The following is a 23,013-nucleotide window of genomic DNA, read 5'->3' as shown; positions in this document are numbered from 1 at the left end:
ATCCATATCCTTGAATGTATCTTCTATGGTTGTTCTTCACGTCCAATGATCGCATGAGCATGGGAAGTTTTAGGATTGCTCGGAGGACAGTTTGCGCATGGTTCCTATTGCCGTTAGAAGCCCGTATCCAAGGGCGGCCCAGAGCATGTTGCGGACGCGGATTATCAGTGCGACGGCCAGTCCTGTTGACGCCGATTGACCAAGCTCTGAGAACGTGTAGGTGAATGCCCACTCGGTCAGACCAATTCCGTTGATGGCAATTGGCAGCATTGAAACAAGTTGTGTGATCGGCATCGCCACTGCGCACTTCCCAAATGGGATCCAATCGCCGATACCTCTGGCGACTAAGTACACGTTTAAAATAGAGATGACGTAGAAGAAGAGTGAAAGCATGAGACATTGTGCGAGCACGCCTGGATTTGCTCGGTACCGGTCGAGGTAGGTACGTATTTTTTCCAGTTTGTCTAGGATTTTGCTAGCGAAGGGAGACCATCCGAATAGCCGTTCCAGCAAACTGATCAAGCGTCTGTCCACAATGGCGAAAGCAAGCGCAACGTGCACAACGACGCTCACCATGATAATGCCCATGACCAAGGAATGTGAGCGTAGGCCTGGCCAGGAAAGCAATGCACCAAGACCGAGAAGGGTCAGAATGAAAAATCCGGTCAGCCGTTCGACGAACACGGAGCCGAGTGCATCTTGAAGGGATGGTACGTGTTGCTTGAGTGCCGTGACGCGCACGACGTCGCCGCCGATTGATGAAGGAAAGATGTGATTGTAGAACATGCCTGTGATGTAGAGCCCGAACAATCGGCCGGTTGGTACGTGGGCTCCGCGGACATCAAGGAGTATCTTCCACTTCAGTGTGCAAAGGTAGACACTCATCGGGGTGAGTGCTAGAAAGATGAGGAGATCAAACACACGTGCGTTATCCAGCGTGTGGATGATTTTTCCCCAATTCGCACTTGAGACGACGTAGGCAAGGAGACCGAAGCTAACGAGCAGTCGGAGGACGACCCAGACGCGTGATGAAGACATCACTTTGGTAGAAGGCCACGTTCTCGATACCACTCAATCGTGGCCCTGATGCCTTTGGCTTCGTCCCACTTGGGCTCGTAGTCTAGGAGTGTCGTGGCTTTTGAATAGTCGAATGCACGGTTGTGGGTGAAGAAGCCGACGCGGCGACGGAAGAGCGGCGGTCGGAGTCCGAATGGTTTGCAAATGATCTCGCAGCAGAGTCCTGCAAGCCACACCAGGCTGACTGGGACTTTTCTGTTCTTGAGCTTCACGCCACCTATTGTGGCAATGAGGGCGGTGAGTTCGTTGAGTGTGATCGGCTGGCTGGAGGCGATGTTGAATGCCTCGCAGTGAACCTGATCACGAGGAGCGACCGCGCACAGTAGAAGCGAATCGACTTGGTCTTCAATATATCCGAGATGGGCAAGAACCTCGCCCGAGCCGATCATCCGAAACTTTCCAGTGACTATCGTCTTGAATAGTTTCAGCAATCGCATGTCCCCGGGTCCATAGACCATCGATGGACGGTTGACTGGCACGATCATGCCGTCATTGGGTAGGTTTTTGGCAAATTCGAGGATGGCAAGTTCACCGGCGAGCTTTGTCCGGTGGTATTCGTCCATTGGGTTAAATGGCGTCTTTTCGGTCGCAGGGATTTCCTTCACATGACCATGCACACCGACAGTGCTGCAGTGCACGAAGCGCTTGACGCCAACGCGCGAGGCAGTCTGAGCAAGCTTGAGTGATCCAGCGTTATTCACTTTGTCGTACATCTTTTCATTGTGGTTGACTTCCTGGAACATTGCCGCGATGTGGAACACCTGGTCTTTGCCTTGGAGCAGATCATCCCACGGCTCGTCGGTTGAGAGGTCGAGGACCTCTGCTTTGTGCCCAGCTGCCCGTAGCTTCTCTGCCTCGGTTGGGTGAAGTACGGTGCCGGTGACGTCAAGACCGTAACTGGCAAGACGATGAAAAAGCGCGCCTCCGATAAATCCGGCGGCGCCCGTGACGAGCACCTTCTGGCCGTCGAGATCCTTGTATTTCATCGGTAATAACATGAGGTCTATGATGCGGTGCCTGAGAGTAAGACGAGATTTGTTTGGAGTTTCCCTTTCCAAAGATATTTCTTGATCCTGGCTGCAATCTTGACGTTCGAGAAGCCAGCCTCGGTAAGAAGTTGAATCAGGAAACTGGAGCGATAAAATCGACAGTGATCCTTAATGAACCATGTATGCATCGTATCCCAAATCTGATTGAGGAACGCACCCTCCAATTCTCGGTCCATGAGGAGAAACTGTCCTCCCGGGGCAAGAGCCTCATGCACTTTCCTCGCGGATGTCTGCGGGTCTGCGAAATAATGAAACGCGCTGACGCACAGAGCCGTTGAAAAGCCTGTTTTGGTAAATGGCGACGTTTCCCAATTGCCCTCGATAAACTCAAGATCGAGGATTCTGTCGGCAACGGCTTTATTTCGGGCAGTCTCGACCATCAGCGGGGACAAGTCGAATCCAGTGCCTGTCCAGCCTGGACGATCCTTTAGGATTTGCCGCAATAGCCAACCCGTTCCGCATCCGATATCGAGCACGGAACCAGTGGTCCCCTCAGACACGAACTGTCGTAAGTCATTCCCCTGTGCGAGGTACCAGGGGTTGTCCTCATAGGTTGGTGCGACGCTATCAAAATAGGCACGGACAGCCTCAATTTCTGTTTGGACAGCATTCAATTGGGTATTCACTTTCATCGATTGGCAGTGCCTGAGCGAGTGCCAATATATGCTTATCAGTTACGTGCGTGCAACCTCAGTGGTGGTCAGAAGAAAGACTCGACGATATGATGCAAAGAAACAACCGGAGAAATCACAGGTTTTGGTGACTCGCAGATAGAATGGCCTGTTAGAAGGGGCGTGTATTCTATGCGTATGACTCCTTTACGCAGGCATGTACGTTAGATTTATATTCATGCCCTTTGTGGTCCGTTGTGCCTATGCGGCCCCATGACCGAACGCCTCATGTACGTAGTTGCAGTTGAGATTAATATCTCTGAAGGGAGAGTGTTTTCTCGGTGTCCTTCCACATGTATCGGAGGCAGAACTGGGGTTCTTGAGAAGATTGTTTGGCGTCTAAAGCTTAGAGAGGAGCTGTTGTTTTTCTTTGCATTACGAAAGATCTACTATCGTGCAATCGAGTGCCTACATCCTTTCCTCTTTTTGATAGAGGGAAGGATAAGCTTGACTGTTGATGAGGCTATGTATTCCAGGGGTTTTGGAGTGATTAGTCGTTACCCAATTTCCAGGCCGATAACATACTCTTCAAACGTATTCTTCTGAGAGCGTTCTTTTGTAATGAGAGTGTTGAGTTGTTGCTGAATGGTTTCGAGTTCGGTTTCTTGTGCGTGGAGCTTTTTGACATAGCGAGTGTATAACTGGCTTTGATTGCTCAGTCGTCTCATATTTTCTCGGATTCGTTTTTGGTCGCTGGCGATATTCGCAGTTCGAGTCTCGAGCTGTTGTCGGGCTTCTCGCGTTTGCGAGAGTTGTTGGCGAAGTTTGACAACCTGTTCAAGAGCTTCCTTGACATCGGAATTCACCTGCTGGGATTTGAGGTAAATGCCAATGGTTTCGTGGCCTGACGTGACTAAGCTCACGGTTTCTTCAAGTGGCTTTCCTTCTTGTACGGTGAACGATTCCGTCTTCTCCGAATCGACGTTGATTGCAAAGCGGTACACATTTCGGGTGTGTTCTCTTGGGTTGATCGTATCCACAAGATTCCAGCCTGAGCGATAGGGATGTTCAATGAGCACCATCTTTTGTTTTTGACTACGATTGGTCACGTCATACGTTGTGCTCTTCAATGCTTTGCGTGTCGCAATGAGTACCCCTTTGCGAAGTCTTGCCGAGAGAAGTTTCTGTTGCGATGGGGCTGGTTTTCGGTGGACTTCAGTTGTGAGATCTAAGGCATAGCTGATGAGCCGACCTTGCTTTGGTGCGAGGTCTTTCATCTGTGCATCCCCGGCATAGGCATTGTCATCAAATATGGTGATCGGACCTTGCCTCAAGGATAGGTTGGTGGAGTTCTTGAGATGAAAGGCATGCAAGGGATGTTTCGCATGGGTAGTTGAATTGTAGATCGAAAGTTTTTCTCCCTCAACGGGCTGATTGACGATGGGAAACATGGCCGAACCATGCCGTGGAATGCTCACTGGCGTTTGTATGGTGTAGGCAAAGAGTTCGCCGGTTTGCTCACCTTGTGCCGCGGCGTTCACGCCTTCTTGAAGGTCGAGATCTGTATAGTCGTGGGGTTCTGCTGGTGCCGGAGCCGCCATGCCCATCATCTCTTCTTGACGCATGTCTCGTCTGCTCCCGAACCGTTTTGCTTTGGTTCGACTTTTCAGCGTGCCAGCCAGATTAGGTTCTTGCGTCTCGGTTTCCATCGTAAGGCTGTCACTATGGGTTTGTGGATTCAGGGCTGCATACAACTCTGGTTGTACGACCGGGCGAGGTGCATAGAGTGGTTGATAGAGGTCCATCGTGAATGAGATGGGCCGTCCTGAGACCAATGAGAGCTGCACCTGATCCCAATCATGATCCGTCGTGTTATCGATAATTCCCCACCCTTGGAGAAATGGCGCGTCATCATCCTGAAGTACTAACCGATATGATGTTTTCCAGACTGGAGTTTCTCTGAGATAGGCCATACGAACGCGTCGTTCATCAGTTCCTTCGAAGCTGATGGCAATCGTTTTTTTCTGCCGGTCGTGACTGTGTGACAAGACTGCGAGGGCTTGCTGCAATTCCTTGTTCAGGGCTTGATTCAAGACTTCAAGCTCCTGGATATGGGGAAGCGGTATGGACTGGAATCGTCCGCTCGCCAGAATATTCAGGTATTCCACTTCGATGCGTTGCGACTCCGTTCCGGTTCCTTTCCATTCAGTTTTTTTCTCGACGCCAACGATGGTCCCGGTAATCGGCGTGGGAGTAGTGAGTTGAATGGGTTCTCCTCGTAATTGTGTAAGCAGTTGTCCCAGGGTTGGGTGATGGGAAAGGTCGATGCTAAACGAGCTCAATGTCTTCGCAAGAGGGTCTTGGGACTGATAGTGAATAGATGAAACAGTTCCGCCATCAAAGTCCTGAACGACGAGACTTTTTAAGAGATCGTTGATTTCAGTGGCTCGAACAGGAAGTTGAATTTCGGTCTGATCCTGAACCGTTCCATCGTGTTGAAAATAGCCTACGCCGCTTGTATAGAGAACGACTTTGGAAATTGGGATATGAGCTACTTCTGTCAGATTTGTCTTCTGAGCGGCAGCCATGATTGGTAGCAACGCTACGGTTACGCAAACAATCCAGAACATGCGGTAGGGCATGGTGTTCTCCATTAAATTAATGTCTGTTGCTCATAGCAAAGGTCTGTTGAGGGATGCTAGCCAATATAAATAACTTCTATGTGATCCTAGGCACGGTGGTACTGAGAACTGTATGGCGTTGATAGATATGCTTCATTGGAAACTCAGCACGTTTGGCTATTTCAATTACAGGTGTGCTTAGACACGGTGTCCATAAAATGCTTCGTGATTTAGAAGTTCGTTGGAATAGCTATGGGACTCGTCTGATTTTACCATGCTCAGCTGACACGTATAGGGAACGCTGTCAACATATATACAGATGTGAGGTTTAATGACTCTATCTCTACGTATGCCTGCCTTGAATTCTGCTCATTAATTTACGATTATCTGATTCTTACTTTTCGCTTTCTTTTTCACCCTTTCCTTTCCTCTTTCTTCTTGTATCTAAAGAGATACGCCATTATCCATTGAGATACTTTTTGACCTTGGTCACATTGACGGCACCATATCCCGACCTTATCTGTCTCACGTGGTGAATCGTAGGATTTTCCCTATGATTACAAGTGTTTTGTGACGTGGTGTAATGTCAGGTTCTTGCGTATGGAATACATGGTATGACGTTTGCCTAACTTGGAAAATGTTTGTAGGTGCATCAACAAACATCTCGACTTTTCACTGTTTCTTTTTATCATGGTCGAAATGCCGCACTCCGACTGGAGTCGGGAAAAAGGAGATGTGTATGAGAACACTTCAACATATACTGATTGCTGCAGCTCTGGTTTTTTCTGTTGGTACAGCTATGGCAGAAACAGACCATGGGGTGACGGCGGCAAAGGAATTTCATGCATTGAGTCACCTGACTAGCTCAGGTGAGCAAACGACGATAGCACTTACCGATGAGCAATTGGATACGGTCGCCGGCGGCTATACGCCCAATCCAGATGCTCCGATTATTATTGTTCGCAAATGGCCGTTCCCATGGCCGGGTCCGGTCTGTCTGTCCTGTCCGGGACCCTACATGGACAACATGCGAGATATTCTTGTGAATCCAGTAACTATGCACACGCAGGTTATGGGGCACTAGGGCGTAGTGCTCTAGAAGTCTCACGTGTTCTCTTAGGTCGGCTTCTTGTGAGTGGTGACTCTTGAACCGGAGACATCACTCACAAGGAACGACGATTTGCAAGCGTCGCCTTTCATTCGCGTAACATTTTGATCGAAGGGTTAGGGTCTGTGATGACATATAGTCAGCGGCAGTGGCATTTTGTGTTTTTGGTTATTGGATGCATTGTGTTGCTGAATGTGGTGCCTCTGTGGGCCCAATCACTTGAAGGTGATCGACGCGAAGAAGCGACGGAGTTTCAAGAGTCGCGTGATTTGTTTTTGCGTCAAGAAAAAATTGTTTTTGGTCAGGGTGAACTACTTTTGGAGTTTTCCAGTCTCTATAGTAGTAATGAGTCGCAACTCGTGAATCTCGAGTTGAAGGCTAGGACGTGGGATAATGCGATAAATCTTCAGTATGGGCTTCTAGACGGGTTGCAGTTTGGGTTGCAAGTCCCGGTTTTGGTGAATGCCTTACAAGAAACTAATGATCTGGTTGGCATGACGTCTATACGAGATGAAGATCGTGGGTTTGGCGATGTGAGCGGGGACTTACGGTATCAACTCTTAGGAGAGCGTCGGGGCCAACCTGATGTGATTCTTGATGTGAATGTCAAATCAAAGACCGGAGGACAAACGCTGCGAGGGTCTGGGCATTGGAATGTTGGAGGTGGGCTTACATTGGTGAAAACGCTTGATCCTGCTGTCGTATTTGCGCGATTAGGCTATACGGAGACCGTGAAACGAAACGGTTTTAATCCAGGAAACATTATTGAATATCGATTTGGAGTTGGGTTTTCGCTGAACGATCGTGTGAGTTTGAATGCTCAGCTTAGCGGAGCATTCCTTGGGCGGAGCCGTCAACGCGGTACACAAATCCTGCGTTCGAGTCGTGAAGTGGCGAGTTTATTGTTGGCCACGACGATTCTTCTAGATCGTCATTTCTCCATTGAGCCAGTTATTGGTGCTGGGCTTACTGATGAGTCGAATGATTTTACGTTTGGGTTGCGGTTTCCTTATCGATTCTGAGATCGTCCTTATCTGCTGTCGTTACAGAAAATCAGGCCCGATCATGAAAATTGTATTTCTTCTCCTATGCCTTGTGTTGTTGTCTGGTTGTATGGGAACGCTGAGCAAGACCAATTGGTCTGAGCCTCAAATATCTACAGTTAAGCGACATAGCTTAAAAGAACTTCGTGATCGTCATGTGGTAAAACAACAAGAGGATTATTCTTGTGGTGCTGCCGCACTTGCCACCCTTCTGCTCTATTATTATGGCGAAGACACTTCTGAAACAGAAGTCCTGAAACTTCTCAAACGGCAAATTGATCCGGAGGAATGGCCGAGGAAGTCTGTTCAAGGATTTTCATTACTGGATCTGAAAAAAGTGGCACAGACCAAAGGATTTCGTGCGGCTGGTTTTGAACTGACGATTGAACAGCTTGCCAAGTTGACGGCTCCGGTTATCGTGTTTATTGAGCCTTTAGGCTATAAGCATTTCGCCGTGTTGCGCGGCGTCGATCGCGGGCGTGTCTATCTCGCAGACCCCTCTCGCGGCAATTTACGCATGAATGTTCACCGGTTTATGGAGGAGTGGAGTGGGATTGTGTTTGTGCTTGGGAAGTCTGGAGAAGAATTGCTTGCTGATTACCCGCTTGCGCTTCCTCGCCCTGAAGTATTGAATCCTGAAATTCGCCGAGTTGGCCAGATGCTGGGGCTTGGCCGAACGGTCCAACAATTCAACCTTCGTCCTTTTCAACGATAAACCTTCAATATATTGACGACATTAAATAGGCATCTCTAAAAACCGTCCCTTTCCGCGATTGCGGCGTCAGCCGCGTGCTCAAATCCTCATGTATGCCTCTATACACTGCGGTTTTGCGCGCGCGACTTCCTTGCACTCACGAAAAAATCCTGGTTTTTAGAGGTGCCCATATGTCATGCCAGTTTTACTGGCATCACAGTCGGCCGGTGGCGGCTCCGTGAGGTTATGTCGACAAGGAGAACGATGTGTGGATCTGCCTAAATGCGTGGAGAGCGGTTTCGATGTGCTCGCGTGTATGTTCCGATGTCACGGTTACGCGCAGCCGGCTTGTGCCTTTCGGCACGGTTGGTGGACGTATGGCCGGCACATAGATGCCATGTTTGAGTAATGTTGTGCTGATGGCTACCGCAAGTTGAGGGTCGTTGAGGATAATGGGAAGTATGGGGCTTTGCGTATTGGTGAGTTGAAACCCCATAGCTTTGAGCCCTTGATAGAGTTGATCGCGATTGTGCCAGAGCCGTGTTCGACGGTCTGGGTCAGATTGAACGATGTTAATGGCTGCTTGGGCTGCGGCTGCCATAGACGGGGGCGGGGCGGTCGTATAGATAAAGGAACGGCTTGTGTTCATCAGATAATCAATCAATGTTCGTGATCCGACCACGTACCCGCCGATTGTACCCAGAGCTTTACTCAATGTGCCTATTTGAATGAGTTCATTGGGATCTACCCCAAAATGTTCGACGCTTCCACGTCCGTTTTGTCCCAGGACTCCAGTCCCATGAGCATCATCAAGCAAGAGCGTGGCCTGAAACTCATTGGCCAGCCGCACGAGTTCGGGAAGTGGAGCAAGGTCCCCATCCATGCTGAATACGCCTTCTGTCATAATGAGCGTCTTCTGTGTGCCAGCTCGTTTTTCAAGAAGCTGTTTGAGATGGGTCGTATCATTGTGATGAAAGACTCGAAGCGTGGCCTGGCTGATTCGACATCCATCGATAAGGCTGGCATGGCAGAGACGATCGGCAAAAATACAGTCTTGTGGTCCAACTAATGTAGGGATGATCCCTGTGTTGGCGCTGTATCCAGAGCCGAAGGTAAGGGCAGCTTCTGTTGTTTTAAATTGCGCAAGGGTGGTTTCTAGCTCCTGATGCGGGGTTTGCGTGCCAGAGATTAACCGTGAAGCTCCTGATCCTGTGCCGTATTGCCGAATGGTCTCTATCGCGGCATCTGCGACCGCTGTGTGATTGGCGAGGCCCAAATAGTTATTGGATGCCAGTTGGATGACGGATTTTCCGTCGAACGTGATGACTGGCTCAGTTGCAGAGTCGACGGTCTTGAGCTGGCGTCGAAGGTGTTGGCGTGTGAGTTCGTGAAGTTCGTCCTCAAACATCATGAAATAGGCTGAAAAGGCATGTGTTGATGGCTTAAATAGTTGGTTGGACGGCTCATTCGTGTTAGAATGGTTGTTGACTTGTCAAACAGAGGAAGAATATCATGCCATATTCATCAAATGGTTAACAAAATCATTTATAATGACGATTAATTTTTAGGTGTTTTCTACGCAGTAGACCTTACATTAAACACACATGCAGGCTCTCACGTGCGGGAGTCCTTAACAAGAGGGTGGGTCATCATGCAACTGACAGGTGCTGAAATATTTCTTGAGTCATTAAAACGCGAAGGCGTCAAAACCATTTTTGCCTTACCAGGCGGTGTGGTCCTCAAGATTTTCGATGTGCTGCACCAACAAAAAGATATCGAAGTGATTCTCACTCGTCATGAGCAGGGAGCAGGCTTCATGGCCGTCGGGTCCGCCAAGGCCACAGGAAAGGCGGGCGTCGCACTGATCACGTCAGGTCCAGGAATGACGAACGTGATTACAGCCCTGGCTGATGCGTATATGGACTCTGTTCCTATTGTTGTGTTTTCTGGACAAGTTCCGACTGCGCTTATAGGAAATGATGCTTTTCAAGAAGCTGACAATATTGGCTTGAGTCGTCCATGCACCAAGTATAATTTTTTGGTGAAGGATGTGAATGATTTAGCGGCCACCATTAAAGAAGCGTTTTATATTGCAACCACAGGCCGTCCTGGCCCAGTTTTAGTCGATATTCCCAAGGATGTTTCAATGGACAAGGCCGAGTTTACTTATCCCGATTCCGTTGCCATTCGTGGGTATAGCCCTACATATGACGGGAGCAGATGGAAGATTAAACAAGCGGCTGAAGCCATTGCGAAATCGAAGCGGCCAATCTTGTATGTCGGCGGTGGTGTTGTGTTCTCAGGGGCGTCCCAAGAACTCCTCGAACTTGCGGAGATGACGCAAATTCCCGTTGATATGACATTGATGGCGTTGGGTGGATTTCCCGGGAACCATCCTTTATCACTCGGTATGTTGGGGATGCATGGAACATATGTCGCGAACATGGCCATGCATTATTCTGATTTGGTGATTGCGGTTGGCGCTCGATTCGATGATCGCGTGACGGGGAAGGTTTCCGAGTTTTGTCCACAAGCCAAGATCATTCATATCGATATCGACCCAACGTCCATTCGTAAAAATGTGCATGTCGATATTCCAATCGTTGGCGACTGTAAGCGAGTCTTACAGGAACTCAATACGATTCTTCGAGCAACGGTTAATGGTAATCAACGAGAATTTCGGAAGCCATGGTGGGATCAGCTTCATAATTGGCAGACGGAGCATCCCTTGCACTACGAGCAAGACCCTGATGGTCAGATTAAACCGCAATATCTCATTGAACGGCTGTATCAGCTGACCGAGGGGCGTGATCCGATTGTCTCGACAGATGTCGGACAACATCAAATGTGGACGGCTCAATTTTTTAAATTGGCCAATCCTCGGAGTTGGCTGACATCAGGAGGACTGGGGACCATGGGTTTTGGATTTCCTGCGGCGATGGGTGCGCAGGCAGCGTATCGAAATCGCTTGGTTCTCTGTATTGCAGGCGACGGCAGTTTTCAGATGAATACGCAAGAACTTGTCACGGCGGTGGTTGCAAAACTCCCTGTAAAGGTGTTTGTGATCAACAATCGTTTTCATGGAATGGTTCGACAGTGGCAAGATCTGTTTTATGAAGGCCGGTATGCCTCAAGCTATCTTGAGCAGTATCCTGACTTTGTGAAATTAGCGGATGCCTATGGTGCTGCCGGTGTGCGCATCGAAAAGGTGAGTGACGTCGATGACGGGATTCAGGAAGCCTTATCCATCGATCGGCCAGTCGTGATCGATGTTCCGGTGTATCAATATGAAAATTGTTATCCGATGATTCCCGCGGGTGGGAGTAATCATGAAATGTTGTTACAAGATCCTCCTGATTTAAAAAAGCCGAATCCAATGAGTAAGAAAAAAGCACAACAAGGCAAAGATCCGATCTTAACGGCCTAGTGTCGGAACGCGACGTGATCTTACGGCAGATTCATTCGACAGAGAATGTGAAGACAGAACATAACGGTAAATTTTAGCAACACGACGCTAGGTCTATTCACTCATGGAACATATTATTTCCCTCTCAATAGAAAATAAATTCGGCTCGCTTTCGCGTGTTGCTGGGTTATTCAGTGGCCGTGGTTTTAATATCGAAAGTCTTTCGGTTGCGCCGACTCTTGATCCGTCTATCTCGATGATGACCATTGTGACGTCGGGAGAAGAACGGATTATTGAACAAATTTTGAAGCAATTGAATAAATTGATCGACGTAATCAAGGTTGTTGATATTAGTGAAAGTGAATATGTCGAACGTGAAACAGCTCTCATTAAAGTGCACACCCGTCCCGAAGATCGTGCGGAAGCTCTTCGCATTGCCGACATTTTTCGAGCCAATGTGGTTGACTCTTCGCCGATGTCCTACACCATAGAAGTGACTGGGGATATCAGAAAAGTCCAAGCGATTATTAATCTCCTACAACCGCTCGGCATTAAAGAACTGGTTCGAACGGGCAGGGTCGCTATTGGACGAGAGCCGACTCGCACCGCGAGCACTCAGTCCCGGCCACTTGCCAAAGTCAACTGAACGTATCATTTCAACGATCTCCGGCCTCATCAATTTCGGAGAATATGGCCAAACCCTTCTGTATATTTTAGGAGTCCGTCATGAATATTTTTTATGAGAAAGATGCCAATCAACAAAACATTTTAAAGAAAAAAGTGACGATTGTCGGTTTCGGAAGCCAAGGGCATGCCCATGCGTTGAATTTGCACGAAAGCGGGGTCAAAGTCGTTGTGGGTGTACGGCCAGGGTCGTCTTGGCGAAAAGCTGAAGCAGCTGGGTTGAAAGTGATGCCGACGGCTGATGCTGTGAAAGATGCAGATGTGGTGATGATTTTGGCTCCGGATGAATCTCAGGCCGCCATCTATGAAAAGGATATTGCCCCAAATTTGAAAGATGGGGCCTACCTGGCGTTTGGTCATGGATTCAATATTCACTTTGCTCAGATTCAACCGACAGCAAAAACGAATGTGTTTATGGTTGCACCGAAAGGACCAGGACATCTCGTGCGTTCTGAATACGCCAATGGGAGCGGTGTTCCCTGTCTTCTTGCGGTGCATCAAGATCCAAGTGGCGATACGACTGATGTGGGCTTAGCCTATGCGAGTGCCATTGGTGGAGGCCGAGCTGGTGTCATCCAGACGAATTTCCGAGAAGAAACCGAAACCGATTTATTTGGTGAACAAGCGGTATTGTGCGGTGGGCTGACATCCTTAATTCAAGCTGGATACGAAACACTTGTTGAAGCCGGCTACTCTCCAGAGATGGCCTACTTCGAATGTTTGCATGAAGTGAAATTGATCGTCGATCTGATTTATCAGGGTGGCATTGCCAATATGCGTTACTCTATTAGCACCACAGCCAAGTATGGAGATCTGACACGAGGGCCGAGGGTGGTGACGGCTGAAACCAAAAAAACGATGAAGCGAATTTTATCCGAGATTCAAAGTGGACGATTCGCGCGTGAATGGGTGTTAGAAAACCAGGCGAATCGGCCTGTCTACAATGCGCTCTTAAAGAAAGGCGAAGAGCATCCCATTGAAGAAGTCGGACAAAAGCTTCGCGGAATGATGCCATGGCTGCAAAAAGATAAACTTGTTGATCAAAGCAAGAATTGATTAGTCATGTCTAACTTCTCGTTGAAGACTGGAGACACACGCATTGGCTGATCGTGCAGCGGGGATCCCAATTGCTCGTGAGGGGGTTCCCTTTGTTATTGGTGCTGGGGCTCCTGCTTTGGCGGCTGGTGTTGTGGGGTGGATCGGTCCTGCACTGGCCTTAGGAGCCTTTGCAAGTTACTGTGCTTGGTTTTTTCGCAATCCGGCTCGTGTCATTCCTCCAGGAGAAGAGCTTATTGTGTCGCCGGGCGATGGACTGGTTGTGGCGATTGAACGAGAATTTGAGTCACGGTTTCTCAAAGCCGAAAGTATTCGAGTGAGCATCTTTCTCAATATTTTCAATGTCCACATTAATCGGGTTCCTTGTGAAGGGGTGCTGTGCGATGTGGCGTATCAACCAGGGCAATTTATTCCAGCCAGTAAGCCTGATGCGACGGTACGAAACGAGCAAAATGCCTTGATGATTCAACGGTCTGATGGGAAGAAGGTTCTGTGTGTCCAGGTAGCTGGACTGATTGCTCGACGCATTGTGTGTTGGGCGACACCGGGAGAACGTGTGGCCAAGGGCGATCGGTTCGGACTGATTCGATTCGGATCACGAATGGATCTATATTTACCTGAGGAAAGTCAGATTCTTGTGAAAACTGGAGCGCGAGTGAAGGGCGGCACTTCAATCTTAGCGGAGTTACCATGCGCGGATCCTTTATAAGAGAACCCAAGCGTCGGCGGGGAGTGTATTTGATTCCCAATCTCCTGACGACAGGAAATCTGTTTAGTGGATTGGCCTCGATCCTCTTTGTGTTTAGTGGAAACTTTCAAGCGGCGGCTATCGCCATTTTTGTGGCGATTGTGTTCGATACGTTGGACGGCACGTCGGCCCGTTTGATGAAAAGCACGAGCCAATTTGGGTTGCAGTACGATTCTCTGGGAGATTTGATTTCGTTTGGGGTAGCCCCAGGGCTTGTGATTTATGCCTGGGCATTGAATACCCCCACCATGTTGGGGGCAGCCGTGATGTTTGCGTTTGTGGCATGTGGTGCCTTGCGGCTGGCTCGATACAATGTGTCCGCAACATCGAATGACAATAAGGCGTTTACGGGACTGCCCATTCCTGGAGCTGCAGGTGTGATTGCGTCTCTTGTGATCTTTGATCATCATGTTCTTTCCTTAGGCGACGCGGTGCGTCCAATCTTTGGATTAGTCTTGAGCTTAGGGTTATCCTTTCTGATGGTGAGCACGATCAGGTATCGTAGTGTCAAAGATCTCAAGTTTCGAGAAAGCCATCACTTCAACTATTTGGTGTACGCTATTCTTGTGTTAATGGCCGTCTTGGCGTATCCGCAGCTCATGTTATTAGTGCTCTTCGGAACCTATGCCCTGTCTGGGGTGATCGATCAAGGCTATCAAGTGCTTGCGAGTGCCTTTGGCCGACGGAAAGATTCGACTGGAGCCAATGATTCTCTGAAAGAATCCAAGGAGTCATAGAATGGATATGGCGAGTTGCGCATATGTACGGTTTCAGATCGTGATGATGAATGTGAAGCAATGTCAGTTTCTTCTAGGGAACGAATAGTGTAAGTTCGATCGGGTGCCTGGGTGAAATATTTAGCCTTCGTCCCGATCGGGAGGAAGGCTTTTTTATCATGAGGAGGTATGGGTTATGGCACGGTTGATCAGGATCTTTGATACGACATTGCGGGATGGAGAGCAATCTCCTGGCGCGAGCATGAATATTGAGGAAAAGGTCCTGGTGGCAAAACAACTCGCCCGACTCAATGTCGATATTATTGAAGCCGGTTTTGCCTTTAGTTCGCCTGGTGATTTTGAAGCCATTACACGGATTGGGCAAGAAGTGGATGGCCCAATTGTCTGTAGCTTGGCACGGGCAAAGCCAGAAGATATTGATCGAGCGTGGGAAGCCCTCAAAGGCGCACCCAAGCGTCGCATCCATACCTTTCTGTCGACATCCGATATTCATCTGAAGCATCAATTTCGTATGACGCGTGATGAAGCCAGAACGCGAGCCGTTGAAATGGTGCAACATGCCAGGAGTTATGTGGATGATGTGGAGTTTTCGCCGATGGATGCGACACGCTCGGATCTCTCCTATTTGTGTGAAGTCGTTGAAGCCGTGATCGAGGCGGGGGCAGGGACCGTGAATATTCCCGATACCGTTGGCTATACCACCCCACAGGAGTTTGGCAATATTATTCGTACCATTCGAGAGCGTGTACGAAATAGCGACAAGGCGATTATCTCCGTACATTGTCACAATGACTTGGGTTTGGCCGTCGGGAATTCCATGGCAGCGATTTATGCCGGCGCCGGACAGGTGGAATGTACCATTAATGGGATTGGGGAGCGGGCTGGCAACGCATCTCTCGAAGAAATTGCGATGGGGCTGAGAACTCGAAAAGATTTTTATGATGCTGATACACAAATCCTCACGGAAGAAATTTCAAAGAGTAGTCGGTTGGTGAGTAAAATTACCGGAATGGTCGTACAGCCGAATAAGGCCATCGTGGGGGCCAATGCCTTTGCCCATACGTCAGGCATTCATCAGGATGGTCTCCTCAAAGAAAAAAATACCTATGAAATCATGCAGCCTGAATCGATTGGATTGACCCAGAGCCGTTTAGTGATGGGGAAATTATCAGGGCGTCATGCGTTTCGTGAAGAATTACAGAAGTTGGGGTATACGCTTTCTGACCAAGAAGTGAACGAAGCCTTTGATCGTTTTAAGCGGTTAGCCGATCAAAAGAAAGAATTATTCGAGGAAGATCTTGAAGCCATCGTCTCGGAAGCAGCCATCCGTGTTCCGGAGCGATATGTCTTGAAAGGCCTGTCGGTCGCGAGTGGGTTTGGCCAAGAACCCACGGCGACAGTTGAACTTGATGTTGATGGCAAGATTGTCAAAAAAACGGGAACGGGCGATGGTCCGGTTGATGCTGTGTATCGGGTTATTACCAGCCTGACTGAAACTAAGAGCCAATTGAAAGCCTATATTGTGAAAGCCATTACCGGGGGGACTGATGCGCAAGGTGAAGTGTCTGTTCGTGTTGAGGAAAGCGGAGAGATGGTAACAGGACACGGATCGAATACGGATATTATCGTGGCCTCTGCGCATGCGTATTTGAATGCCCTCAATAAGCTCACATCACTTATGGAACGACATGCTCGGGCTGAACAGAAGGTTCCGCTGTGTTAATTTTATTCAAGGTTGATACATTTATATTGTTGAGGCGAGGACAATGAACAAAAAGATTGCGGTGTTTTCAGGCGATGGAATCGGACAAGAAATTATTCCTCAGGCCATAAAAGTGCTCGAAGCGATCGGTGCACGTTTTGGTCATACGTTTGCGTGCGAGTATGCAGAGGTTGGTGGAGCGGCCATTGATTCAGCCGGGATTCCTTTACCACCCGAATCGTTGGCCTTAGCCAAGAAAAGCGACGCGGTGCTGTTGGGAGCGGTTGGAGGACCGAAGTGGGAAGGCTTAGACTATGAGCGCCGTCCGGAGCGGGCCCTGTTGGGTCTTCGGGAACAGCTTGGGCTGTTTGCCAATTTACGTCCAGCCAAAATTTACTCCGCTTTGATTGACGCGTCAACACTCAAACCGGAAGTCATTGACGGTATTGACGTGCTGGTTGTGAGAGAACTGACCGGAGGAATTTATTTCGGAAAACCGAAGGGAATTGAGTCAACTCCAACTGGCCATAAAGGCATCAATACAGAGGTGTATACCACGGAAGAGATCACGCGGATTGCCGAGGTGGCATTTCAAGCGGCGCAGAAACGCCGTCGTCTTGTCACGTCTATTGATAAAGCGAATGTGCTGGAGTCTTCTGAGCTTTGGCGTCGAGTCGTTATTGAGGTGCATAAGAAGTATCCCGATGTCGAGCTACGCCATATGTACGTCGACAATTGTGCTATGCAACTTGTTCGCAATCCAAAGCAATTTGATGTGGTCGTTACGACCAATCTTTTTGGCGATATTTTAAGTGATGAAGCGGCGATGCTCACCGGGTCGATCGGCATGCTGCCTTCAGCAAGTATTGGCTCGACCGTGGGCATGTTCGAGCCGATTCATGGCAGTGCCCCAGATATTGCCGGGAAGAATATGGCAAATCCTATCGGAACAATTGCGTCTGTGGCCATGATGCTCAATTATTCGTTTGATCTTCCCAAAGAGTCTGAACTGATTGAGCAAGCCATTCAGATGACACTTGATCAAGGATTTCGTACAAAAGATATTGAAAGTGAGGGGATGACACTTTTAGGAACGAAGGAAATGGGCGATACCATTCTTCAGAACTTGGGACGTTTATAATATGATTGACTCTATACAGCCAGGACATATCGGAACGATTGCCGGTGTTGGTGAAGCAGGGTGTGCGGGTGACGGCGGTGCATCGACTGATGCGTTCGTGAACGAACCCAAGAATGTGGCGTTTGACGATCGTGGTAATCTCTATATCATCGATTCTGAAAATCATGTGATTCGAAAGATTGAACGAAAAAACGGAATCATTTCTACGGTTGCCGGAACTGTTGATGAACATCAGCAGGCTCCGGTCTCATCTGAACCGGTGGCACATGAGACGACGACGGAACCGGAAGATCTCTTAGCGGACTTATCAGATAACCCGGCTGGAGCCTATGAGCATACTCCAGACCTGAGTGGGACCGTTCGTTATTGGGGAGGGAAAGCTCCAACTGAAACTCGATTTGATGGCGATGGCGGACTTGCAACACAAGCGAAACTGAACTTTCCATCAGGGTTCGCGATAGATGAAGCCGGGGCAATGTATATCGCCGATACCTTGAACCATCGTATTCGAAAAGTCGATCCAGCGACGAGGAACATTCAGACGATTGCAGGCACAGGACGGGCCAAATGGACTGGTGATGCAGGACCTTCCGATGCGGCAACATTGAATGAGCCTGTGGCATTGGTCATGGATGGAAAAGGTCGATTATTTATTGCGGATCAGAGTAATAACCGGATTCGTATGATTGATACGACAACTGGAATAATCACCACTGTTGCGGGTATGGGGGAAGCGACCTATACCGGCGATGACATGCCAGCGATTGAAGCTGGTCTTGCAGGGCCAAGTGGATTAGCGTTGGACGCAGATGGAAATTTATTTATTGCCGATACGTTTAACAATCGAATTCGCAAGGTCCATCTTGAGTTGGGAACGATTGAAACGGTTCTGGGAAATGGGCAGGCCTTTAGCTATCAGCCTGGTGCCAACGAGAGAGAGCTGTCCGTAGCGAGACCGTACGGGATTGCCTTTGATCGGAAAGGACATCTGTTAATTACCGATTCTGATAACCACGTAGTCAGAAAGTGGGATCCTGTTGAAAACTCCATTACGGTTGTGGCTGGGGTTGGGGTTGCACAATTTTCCGGCGATGGAGACCTTCCTCAGAACAGTAGTCTCAATTTCCCATTTGGTATTGCGGTAGATCAGGACGGGAATATTGCCATTGCGGACACCTTTAATCATCGGATTCGCCTGATTGCAGTCTAAAAATCACCCAGGACTCTGTTGATGTGTGTCATCATTTTTGAAGTATGAACATTGGACCGCATGTAGCAACGGAATCTGAGCTTTCTTTCTGTCCAGACCTTGTCCGAAGTTTCTCATCATTTCATGTTTCGCTAGAAAGTTGATATGTCTATGAATAAGAAGGCAGCCTATAACGTTGCGATCGTCGGAGCCACTGGTGCCGTGGGTACTGAGATGCTGGGTATTCTTGAAGAACGAAAATTTCCTGTGGATCAGGTGCTTCCCCTGGCGTCAGCGCGTTCGGCAGGGGAGGAGGTTTTATTTAATGGGCAAGCTCTCACGGTCAAATTGTTAGAAAAAGACTCATTTGCCGGAATTGATATTGCCCTCTTTTCTGCCGGGGCCGATACGAGCAAGGAGTTTGCTCCGATTGCCGTCGATGCCGGAGCAATTGTGGTAGACAATAGTTCTGCCTGGCGAATGGACCCACAGGTACCACTCGTCGTGCCAGAAGTGAATGCTCATGCGCTTGAATGGCATGGTGGGATCATCGCTAATCCCAATTGTTCGACCATTCAAATGGTGGTGGCATTACAGCCATTGCATAAAGCCGTGTGTATTAAGCGAGTGGTCGTGACGACCTTTCAGTCTGTTTCTGGCACAGGAAAAGATGCGATGGATGAACTCGCTGAGCAATCTCGTAAACTCATGAGCTTGCAAGAGCCATCTTCAACGGTCTACCCCCATCATATTGCCTTCAATTGTTTGCCGCACATCGATGATTTTTTGCCGTCCGGATACACCAAAGAAGAAATGAAGATGGTGAACGAGACACAAAAAATAATGGAAGATGCGATGATTCACGTCACGGCCACGACGGTACGAGTGCCGGTGTTTGTCAGTCATGCCGAATCGATTAATATTGAAACCAAAGAACACATCACGGCAAATGAGGCACGAGCCATTCTTTCCGAATCCCCAGGCGTTCTGGTGTATGACGATCCTGCCCATCAGATCTATCCATTACAAAAAGATGTTGCAGGAACGGATGCCGTATATGTTGGAAGAGTACGAGAAGATGAATCGATTGCCAATGGATTGAACTTATGGGTTGTCGCAGACAATCTTCGAAAAGGGGCGGCGTTGAACGCCATACAGATTGCCGAGGCACTCATTCGATGACTAGAACTGCTGAAAAAACCTGCCAGCAGCGTTCTCCTGACTCGTTGCGCGTGAATCGTATCCCGTATTTCGTAAAGGCAAAGAGTGTTTTCACGAAATGCGAGCGACGAACGGCGATTCACGAATTCGGCCTTGCTGGGTCGTCTTGCATCCAGCCCAATGGTGAGGTAACGCAGGCTTTGATTGTGTGTGGTGAATGGGAGCCGTAATCTGCTTACTCTGAAGTCGATACTTTTTGAGTAGTTCTTGAGGCTGGGTCATGGATCTCAGTGGATTAGGAAAACTGTTAGTCATAATGGGGCTCTCGGTTGTGAGTGTCGGTGTCCTGTTCCTTCTCCTAAGCAAGTGGCCTCTGGCTGGAAATGGTTGGCTTGGGCGGTTACCGGGAGACATTTTGATCAAACGTGAGAACTTCACGTTTTACTTTCCGCTTGCAACGAGTATTCTCATTAGTGTGATTGGGAGTGCTCTCGTGTATTTTTTCATGAAACGATAACGTCGCAAGAGGTGAGGTCGAAGGTGTGAAGAATGAAGAGTGCGGTCCAATTCTACCCAAACGTTTGCATATCTTTGACCTATGTATAGCCGTTTCAAATAACTTCCACATGCTTGCAGTGAGTAATCGCGCGGGGTTAGTTGATCGACCTCAGCTGGAACGTATTTGGATTCGCTATACTATTGGATTAATCTTTTGTGCCTCCGTTTTTTGTCCATCCCTGACTTCTGCTTCCGAAGACATTCGTGTTTCCTTGACCGACAAGGCCATGCACGTGCAGATGTCATCGTCTCATCCGATCACCCTCCAATTTCCCTCTGGTCAGCGTCTCAGGGAGTCCAAGCCTTTGGTTATTGCGCCAGAGGGACGGGGTATACGTATTAATGGGCGCCGGTTTGCCTTTACGAAGGCGTTTGCTCGATCCTCAGGAGGCAGCCTGACGATTTCTGTCCGATCTTCTTCTCCAGGCAGTTCAACCCGAAGTACGACTCGGCAATGGGTCTTGAAGGGGAAGGTGGAAATCCAACGGCATCAGGCAGCACTCTTGGTTATTAATCAGGTTGATGTAGAGGCCTATGTGGCTGGAGTCGTGACGGGTGAGATCAATACCAGTTGGCATATTGAAGCGCTCAAGGCACAAGCTGTCGCGGCGCGAACCTATGTCTTGTATAAAAAAATGATGAATCAACAGCAACCGTACGATGTGGTCTCAAGTGTTCAAGATCAAGTCTATCAAGGGCAAGGCAAGGTCAATGCAAGGGTTAAATCTGCCATCAGAAGTACAAGAGGGAAAGTTATTGCGTATGATCGTCATCCTATCCTTGCGGCATATTCGTCAACCGCAGCTGGCCCCACTGAAGATGCTTCGTATGTATGGGATGTGGACGTCCCGTACTTAAAGGGTGTGGAATGTCCATTTGATGATTTGTCTCCGCGGTATCATTGGCGAGTCGCTGTGACGCTCGACTCATTAGAACGTCAGTTCCGGAAATTTGATTATGATGTTGGGAGCATTGCCACAATTACGCCATTTACCCGGACGCCTTCTGGAAGGGTTGACCGTATCCGTATCCTGCACTCTCATGGACAACTAATACTTCGTGGGCAGGATTTTCGTCGTGTGGCGGGATATTCCACAATACTCAGTACTCAATTTGAGATTGAAAGCATGGGGCATGAGCTGGTGTTAGTCGGGAAAGGGTCCGGCCATGGTGTTGGGCTTTGTCAGTGGGGCATGAAAGAAATGGCCGAGTTGGGGTATTCGTATGAAGCGATCGTGCGGTATTATTACCCGGGTACAGAATTGTTACCGCTGTCTCAAGTGAATTTGTCACCTCCTCTTCTTCATTAACCTGTTAGTACGTTGCTTGAGCTGATGCAGCTTACTGACTTTCAATTTCCATTCGATCCTTCCCTGATTGCGACCACTCCGGTTCGTCCGCGTGATCATGCGAGACTGTTGGCTGTTTCGAGAGAACAGGGAGCATGTCGCGACGCGCACATTTTTGATCTCCCTCATTTATTACAGCCTGGCGACTTAGTGGTGGTCAATGATACGCGTGTGGTCCCCGCTCGTGTAGTTGGGACCAAGGTGCCAAGCGGTGGAAAGATCGAAATACTCGTGCTGCGGTCGTCTGGTCTTCAGCAATGGGAAGTGCTGTTGAAAGGTCGTGTGCGGGTTGGACAGCGGATTCGTCTCGAAGGCGATGCCGAAGCGGTTGTTGAGGAACGGAATCAGGAGCGAACGGTGATTTCGATCAAGAGTGCGTTGTCGGGGAGTGAGTTGTTACAGCATATCGGGCAGATGCCCTTGCCGCCCTATATCAAACGTCAGCCGACAGAAGAAGACCGAGAAGATTATCAAACGATGTTTGCGCAGGCAGAGGGGGCGATTGCGGCTCCGACGGCAGGCTTGCATTTTACCCCAGCATTGCTCGCGGCCTTAACGGAGAGAAACATTCATGTGGCCAGCATTACCTTGCATGTTGGACCGGGAACTTTTCGACCGGTCACGGTCACAGAGATTGAGGCGCATCGTATGGATCCTGAATGGTTTCACATTCCCGAGGCAACGGCTCATGAGATTGCTCGTGTGAAACAGCATGGCGGTCGAGTCGTGGCTGTCGGCACGACGGTGACGAGAAGCTTGGAGTCGGCAGTTGATGAGGCAGGGCAGGTTCGCCATCAAGAAGGACAGACTCGTTTATTTATCACGCCTGGCTATCGGTTTCGAGTCGTCGATGTCCTGATGACCAATTTTCACTTGCCAGGAACGACCCTGTTAATGTTGCTCGCTGCCTTTGCTGGCTTAGAGCAGTCACGAGCGGCGTACAGACATGCCGTGAACGCGCGTTACCGATTTTATAGCTATGGCGATGCCATGCTCATTCAGTGAGCGTATTTCGTTGCTCGTCTTTCGTTGCTTGTCGCTCGTGAATCGTATCTCGTGAAAACTCATTCAGAAACTTC

The 23,013-nt window shown here is 48.9% G+C and carries 21 protein-coding genes; 15 read left to right on the top strand and 6 right to left on the bottom strand.

Features of this window, described 5'->3' with window-relative positions; translation table 11 throughout:
* Positions 1-69: 69 nt before the first annotated feature.
* From ACWHX8_RS13525 to ACWHX8_RS13510, 4 genes are all read right to left on the bottom strand, one after another.
* Positions 70-1,038, bottom strand: a complete 969-nt coding sequence (locus ACWHX8_RS13525) for a lysylphosphatidylglycerol synthase transmembrane domain-containing protein (protein WP_447971914.1) — start codon at positions 1,036-1,038, stop codon at positions 70-72.
* On the bottom strand, positions 1,038-2,063 hold the full coding sequence (locus tag ACWHX8_RS13520) for an NAD-dependent epimerase/dehydratase family protein (RefSeq protein WP_447968654.1): 1,026 nt from the start codon (positions 2,061-2,063) through the stop codon (positions 1,038-1,040). Before ACWHX8_RS13520 ends, ACWHX8_RS13525 begins: the two co-directional genes overlap by 1 nt.
* 17 nt (positions 2,064-2,080) lie before the next feature.
* Positions 2,081-2,758 (bottom strand): class I SAM-dependent methyltransferase, encoded by a 678-nt coding sequence (locus ACWHX8_RS13515; RefSeq protein ID WP_447968653.1) that lies wholly within the window; start codon positions 2,756-2,758, stop codon positions 2,081-2,083.
* Between the two features lie 536 nt (positions 2,759-3,294).
* The gene (locus ACWHX8_RS13510) at positions 3,295-5,379 is read right to left on the bottom strand and encodes a hypothetical protein (protein ID WP_447968652.1); all 2,085 of its coding nucleotides are present in this window, start codon (positions 5,377-5,379) and stop codon (positions 3,295-3,297) included.
* 718 nt (positions 5,380-6,097) lie between these two features.
* Between ACWHX8_RS13510 and ACWHX8_RS13505 the strand changes: the two genes are divergently transcribed.
* The 3 genes from ACWHX8_RS13505 to ACWHX8_RS13495 all read left to right on the top strand — a co-directional run bounded on the left by ACWHX8_RS13505 (position 6,098) and on the right by ACWHX8_RS13495 (position 8,224).
* Positions 6,098-6,442, top strand: a complete 345-nt coding sequence (locus tag ACWHX8_RS13505; RefSeq protein WP_447968651.1) for a hypothetical protein — start codon at positions 6,098-6,100, stop codon at positions 6,440-6,442.
* A 152-nt stretch (positions 6,443-6,594) separates the two neighbouring features.
* Positions 6,595-7,488 (top strand): transporter, encoded by an 894-nt coding sequence (locus tag ACWHX8_RS13500; protein ID WP_447971913.1) that lies wholly within the window; start codon positions 6,595-6,597, stop codon positions 7,486-7,488.
* A 43-nt stretch (positions 7,489-7,531) separates the two neighbouring features.
* Positions 7,532-8,224 carry a C39 family peptidase gene (locus ACWHX8_RS13495; protein ID WP_447968650.1) on the top strand — a complete coding sequence of 231 codons (693 nt, stop codon included), beginning with the start codon at positions 7,532-7,534 and terminating at the stop codon, positions 8,222-8,224.
* 223 nt (positions 8,225-8,447) lie between these two features.
* On the opposite strand, the gene bioF is transcribed toward ACWHX8_RS13495, so the two are convergent.
* The gene (gene bioF, locus ACWHX8_RS13490) at positions 8,448-9,614 is read right to left on the bottom strand and encodes an 8-amino-7-oxononanoate synthase (protein WP_447968649.1); all 1,167 of its coding nucleotides are present in this window, start codon (positions 9,612-9,614) and stop codon (positions 8,448-8,450) included.
* Positions 9,615-9,854: 240 nt separating this feature from the next.
* Here bioF and ilvB point away from each other — a divergent pair, with 240 nt between their 5' ends.
* The 9 genes from ilvB to ACWHX8_RS13445 all read left to right on the top strand — a co-directional run bounded on the left by ilvB (position 9,855) and on the right by ACWHX8_RS13445 (position 20,048).
* Positions 9,855-11,630, top strand: coding sequence for a biosynthetic-type acetolactate synthase large subunit (gene ilvB, locus ACWHX8_RS13485; RefSeq protein WP_447968648.1), 1,776 nt, complete (start codon positions 9,855-9,857; stop codon positions 11,628-11,630).
* A gap of 103 nt (positions 11,631-11,733) precedes the next feature.
* Complete coding sequence (gene ilvN, locus ACWHX8_RS13480; RefSeq protein WP_447968647.1) at positions 11,734-12,255, top strand: acetolactate synthase small subunit; 522 nt, start codon at positions 11,734-11,736, stop codon at positions 12,253-12,255.
* A gap of 80 nt (positions 12,256-12,335) precedes the next feature.
* Positions 12,336-13,349, top strand: a complete 1,014-nt coding sequence (ilvC, locus tag ACWHX8_RS13475) for a ketol-acid reductoisomerase (RefSeq protein ID WP_447968646.1) — start codon at positions 12,336-12,338, stop codon at positions 13,347-13,349.
* Positions 13,350-13,392: 43 nt separating this feature from the next.
* Positions 13,393-14,058 carry a phosphatidylserine decarboxylase family protein gene (locus tag ACWHX8_RS13470; protein WP_447968645.1) on the top strand — a complete coding sequence of 222 codons (666 nt, stop codon included), beginning with the start codon at positions 13,393-13,395 and terminating at the stop codon, positions 14,056-14,058.
* Positions 14,040-14,834, top strand: a complete 795-nt coding sequence (gene pssA / locus ACWHX8_RS13465) for a CDP-diacylglycerol--serine O-phosphatidyltransferase (protein WP_447968644.1) — start codon at positions 14,040-14,042, stop codon at positions 14,832-14,834. Before ACWHX8_RS13470 ends, pssA begins: the two co-directional genes overlap by 19 nt.
* Before the next feature lie 175 nt (positions 14,835-15,009).
* Entirely contained in the window at positions 15,010-16,557 is a 1,548-nt protein-coding gene (locus ACWHX8_RS13460) for a 2-isopropylmalate synthase (protein ID WP_447968643.1), read from the top strand.
* 43 nt (positions 16,558-16,600) lie between these two features.
* Complete coding sequence (gene leuB / locus ACWHX8_RS13455; RefSeq protein ID WP_447968642.1) at positions 16,601-17,677, top strand: 3-isopropylmalate dehydrogenase; 1,077 nt, start codon at positions 16,601-16,603, stop codon at positions 17,675-17,677.
* A gap of 1 nt (position 17,678) precedes the next feature.
* Positions 17,679-18,887 carry an NHL domain-containing protein gene (locus ACWHX8_RS13450; RefSeq protein WP_447968641.1) on the top strand — a complete coding sequence of 403 codons (1,209 nt, stop codon included), beginning with the start codon at positions 17,679-17,681 and terminating at the stop codon, positions 18,885-18,887.
* 150 nt (positions 18,888-19,037) lie between these two features.
* Positions 19,038-20,048 (top strand): aspartate-semialdehyde dehydrogenase, encoded by a 1,011-nt coding sequence (locus ACWHX8_RS13445; protein WP_447968640.1) that lies wholly within the window; start codon positions 19,038-19,040, stop codon positions 20,046-20,048.
* Between the two features lie 90 nt (positions 20,049-20,138).
* Here ACWHX8_RS13445 and ACWHX8_RS13440 read toward each other — a convergent pair whose 3' ends face one another.
* The gene (locus ACWHX8_RS13440) at positions 20,139-20,309 is read right to left on the bottom strand and encodes a hypothetical protein (protein ID WP_447968639.1); all 171 of its coding nucleotides are present in this window, start codon (positions 20,307-20,309) and stop codon (positions 20,139-20,141) included.
* Here ACWHX8_RS13440 and ACWHX8_RS13435 point away from each other — a divergent pair.
* The 3 genes from ACWHX8_RS13435 to queA all read left to right on the top strand — a co-directional run bounded on the left by ACWHX8_RS13435 (position 20,308) and on the right by queA (position 22,939).
* The gene (locus ACWHX8_RS13435) at positions 20,308-20,544 is read left to right on the top strand and encodes a DUF2905 domain-containing protein (RefSeq protein WP_447968638.1); all 237 of its coding nucleotides are present in this window, start codon (positions 20,308-20,310) and stop codon (positions 20,542-20,544) included. The genes ACWHX8_RS13440 and ACWHX8_RS13435 overlap by 2 nt on opposite strands.
* Positions 20,545-20,653: 109 nt before the next feature.
* A complete protein-coding gene (locus ACWHX8_RS13430; protein ID WP_447968637.1) occupies positions 20,654-21,895 on the top strand; it encodes a SpoIID/LytB domain-containing protein in 1,242 nt (413 codons plus the stop codon).
* Positions 21,896-21,919: 24 nt separating this feature from the next.
* A complete protein-coding gene (queA, locus tag ACWHX8_RS13425) occupies positions 21,920-22,939 on the top strand; it encodes a tRNA preQ1(34) S-adenosylmethionine ribosyltransferase-isomerase QueA (protein WP_447968636.1) in 1,020 nt (339 codons plus the stop codon).
* Positions 22,940-23,013: the final 74 nt, after the last annotated feature.

The organism is Nitrospira sp. M1, from assembly GCF_965152605.1.
Note: the sequence above shows the minus strand (reverse complement) of the source record. Positions and strands in the feature narration are given on the sequence as shown.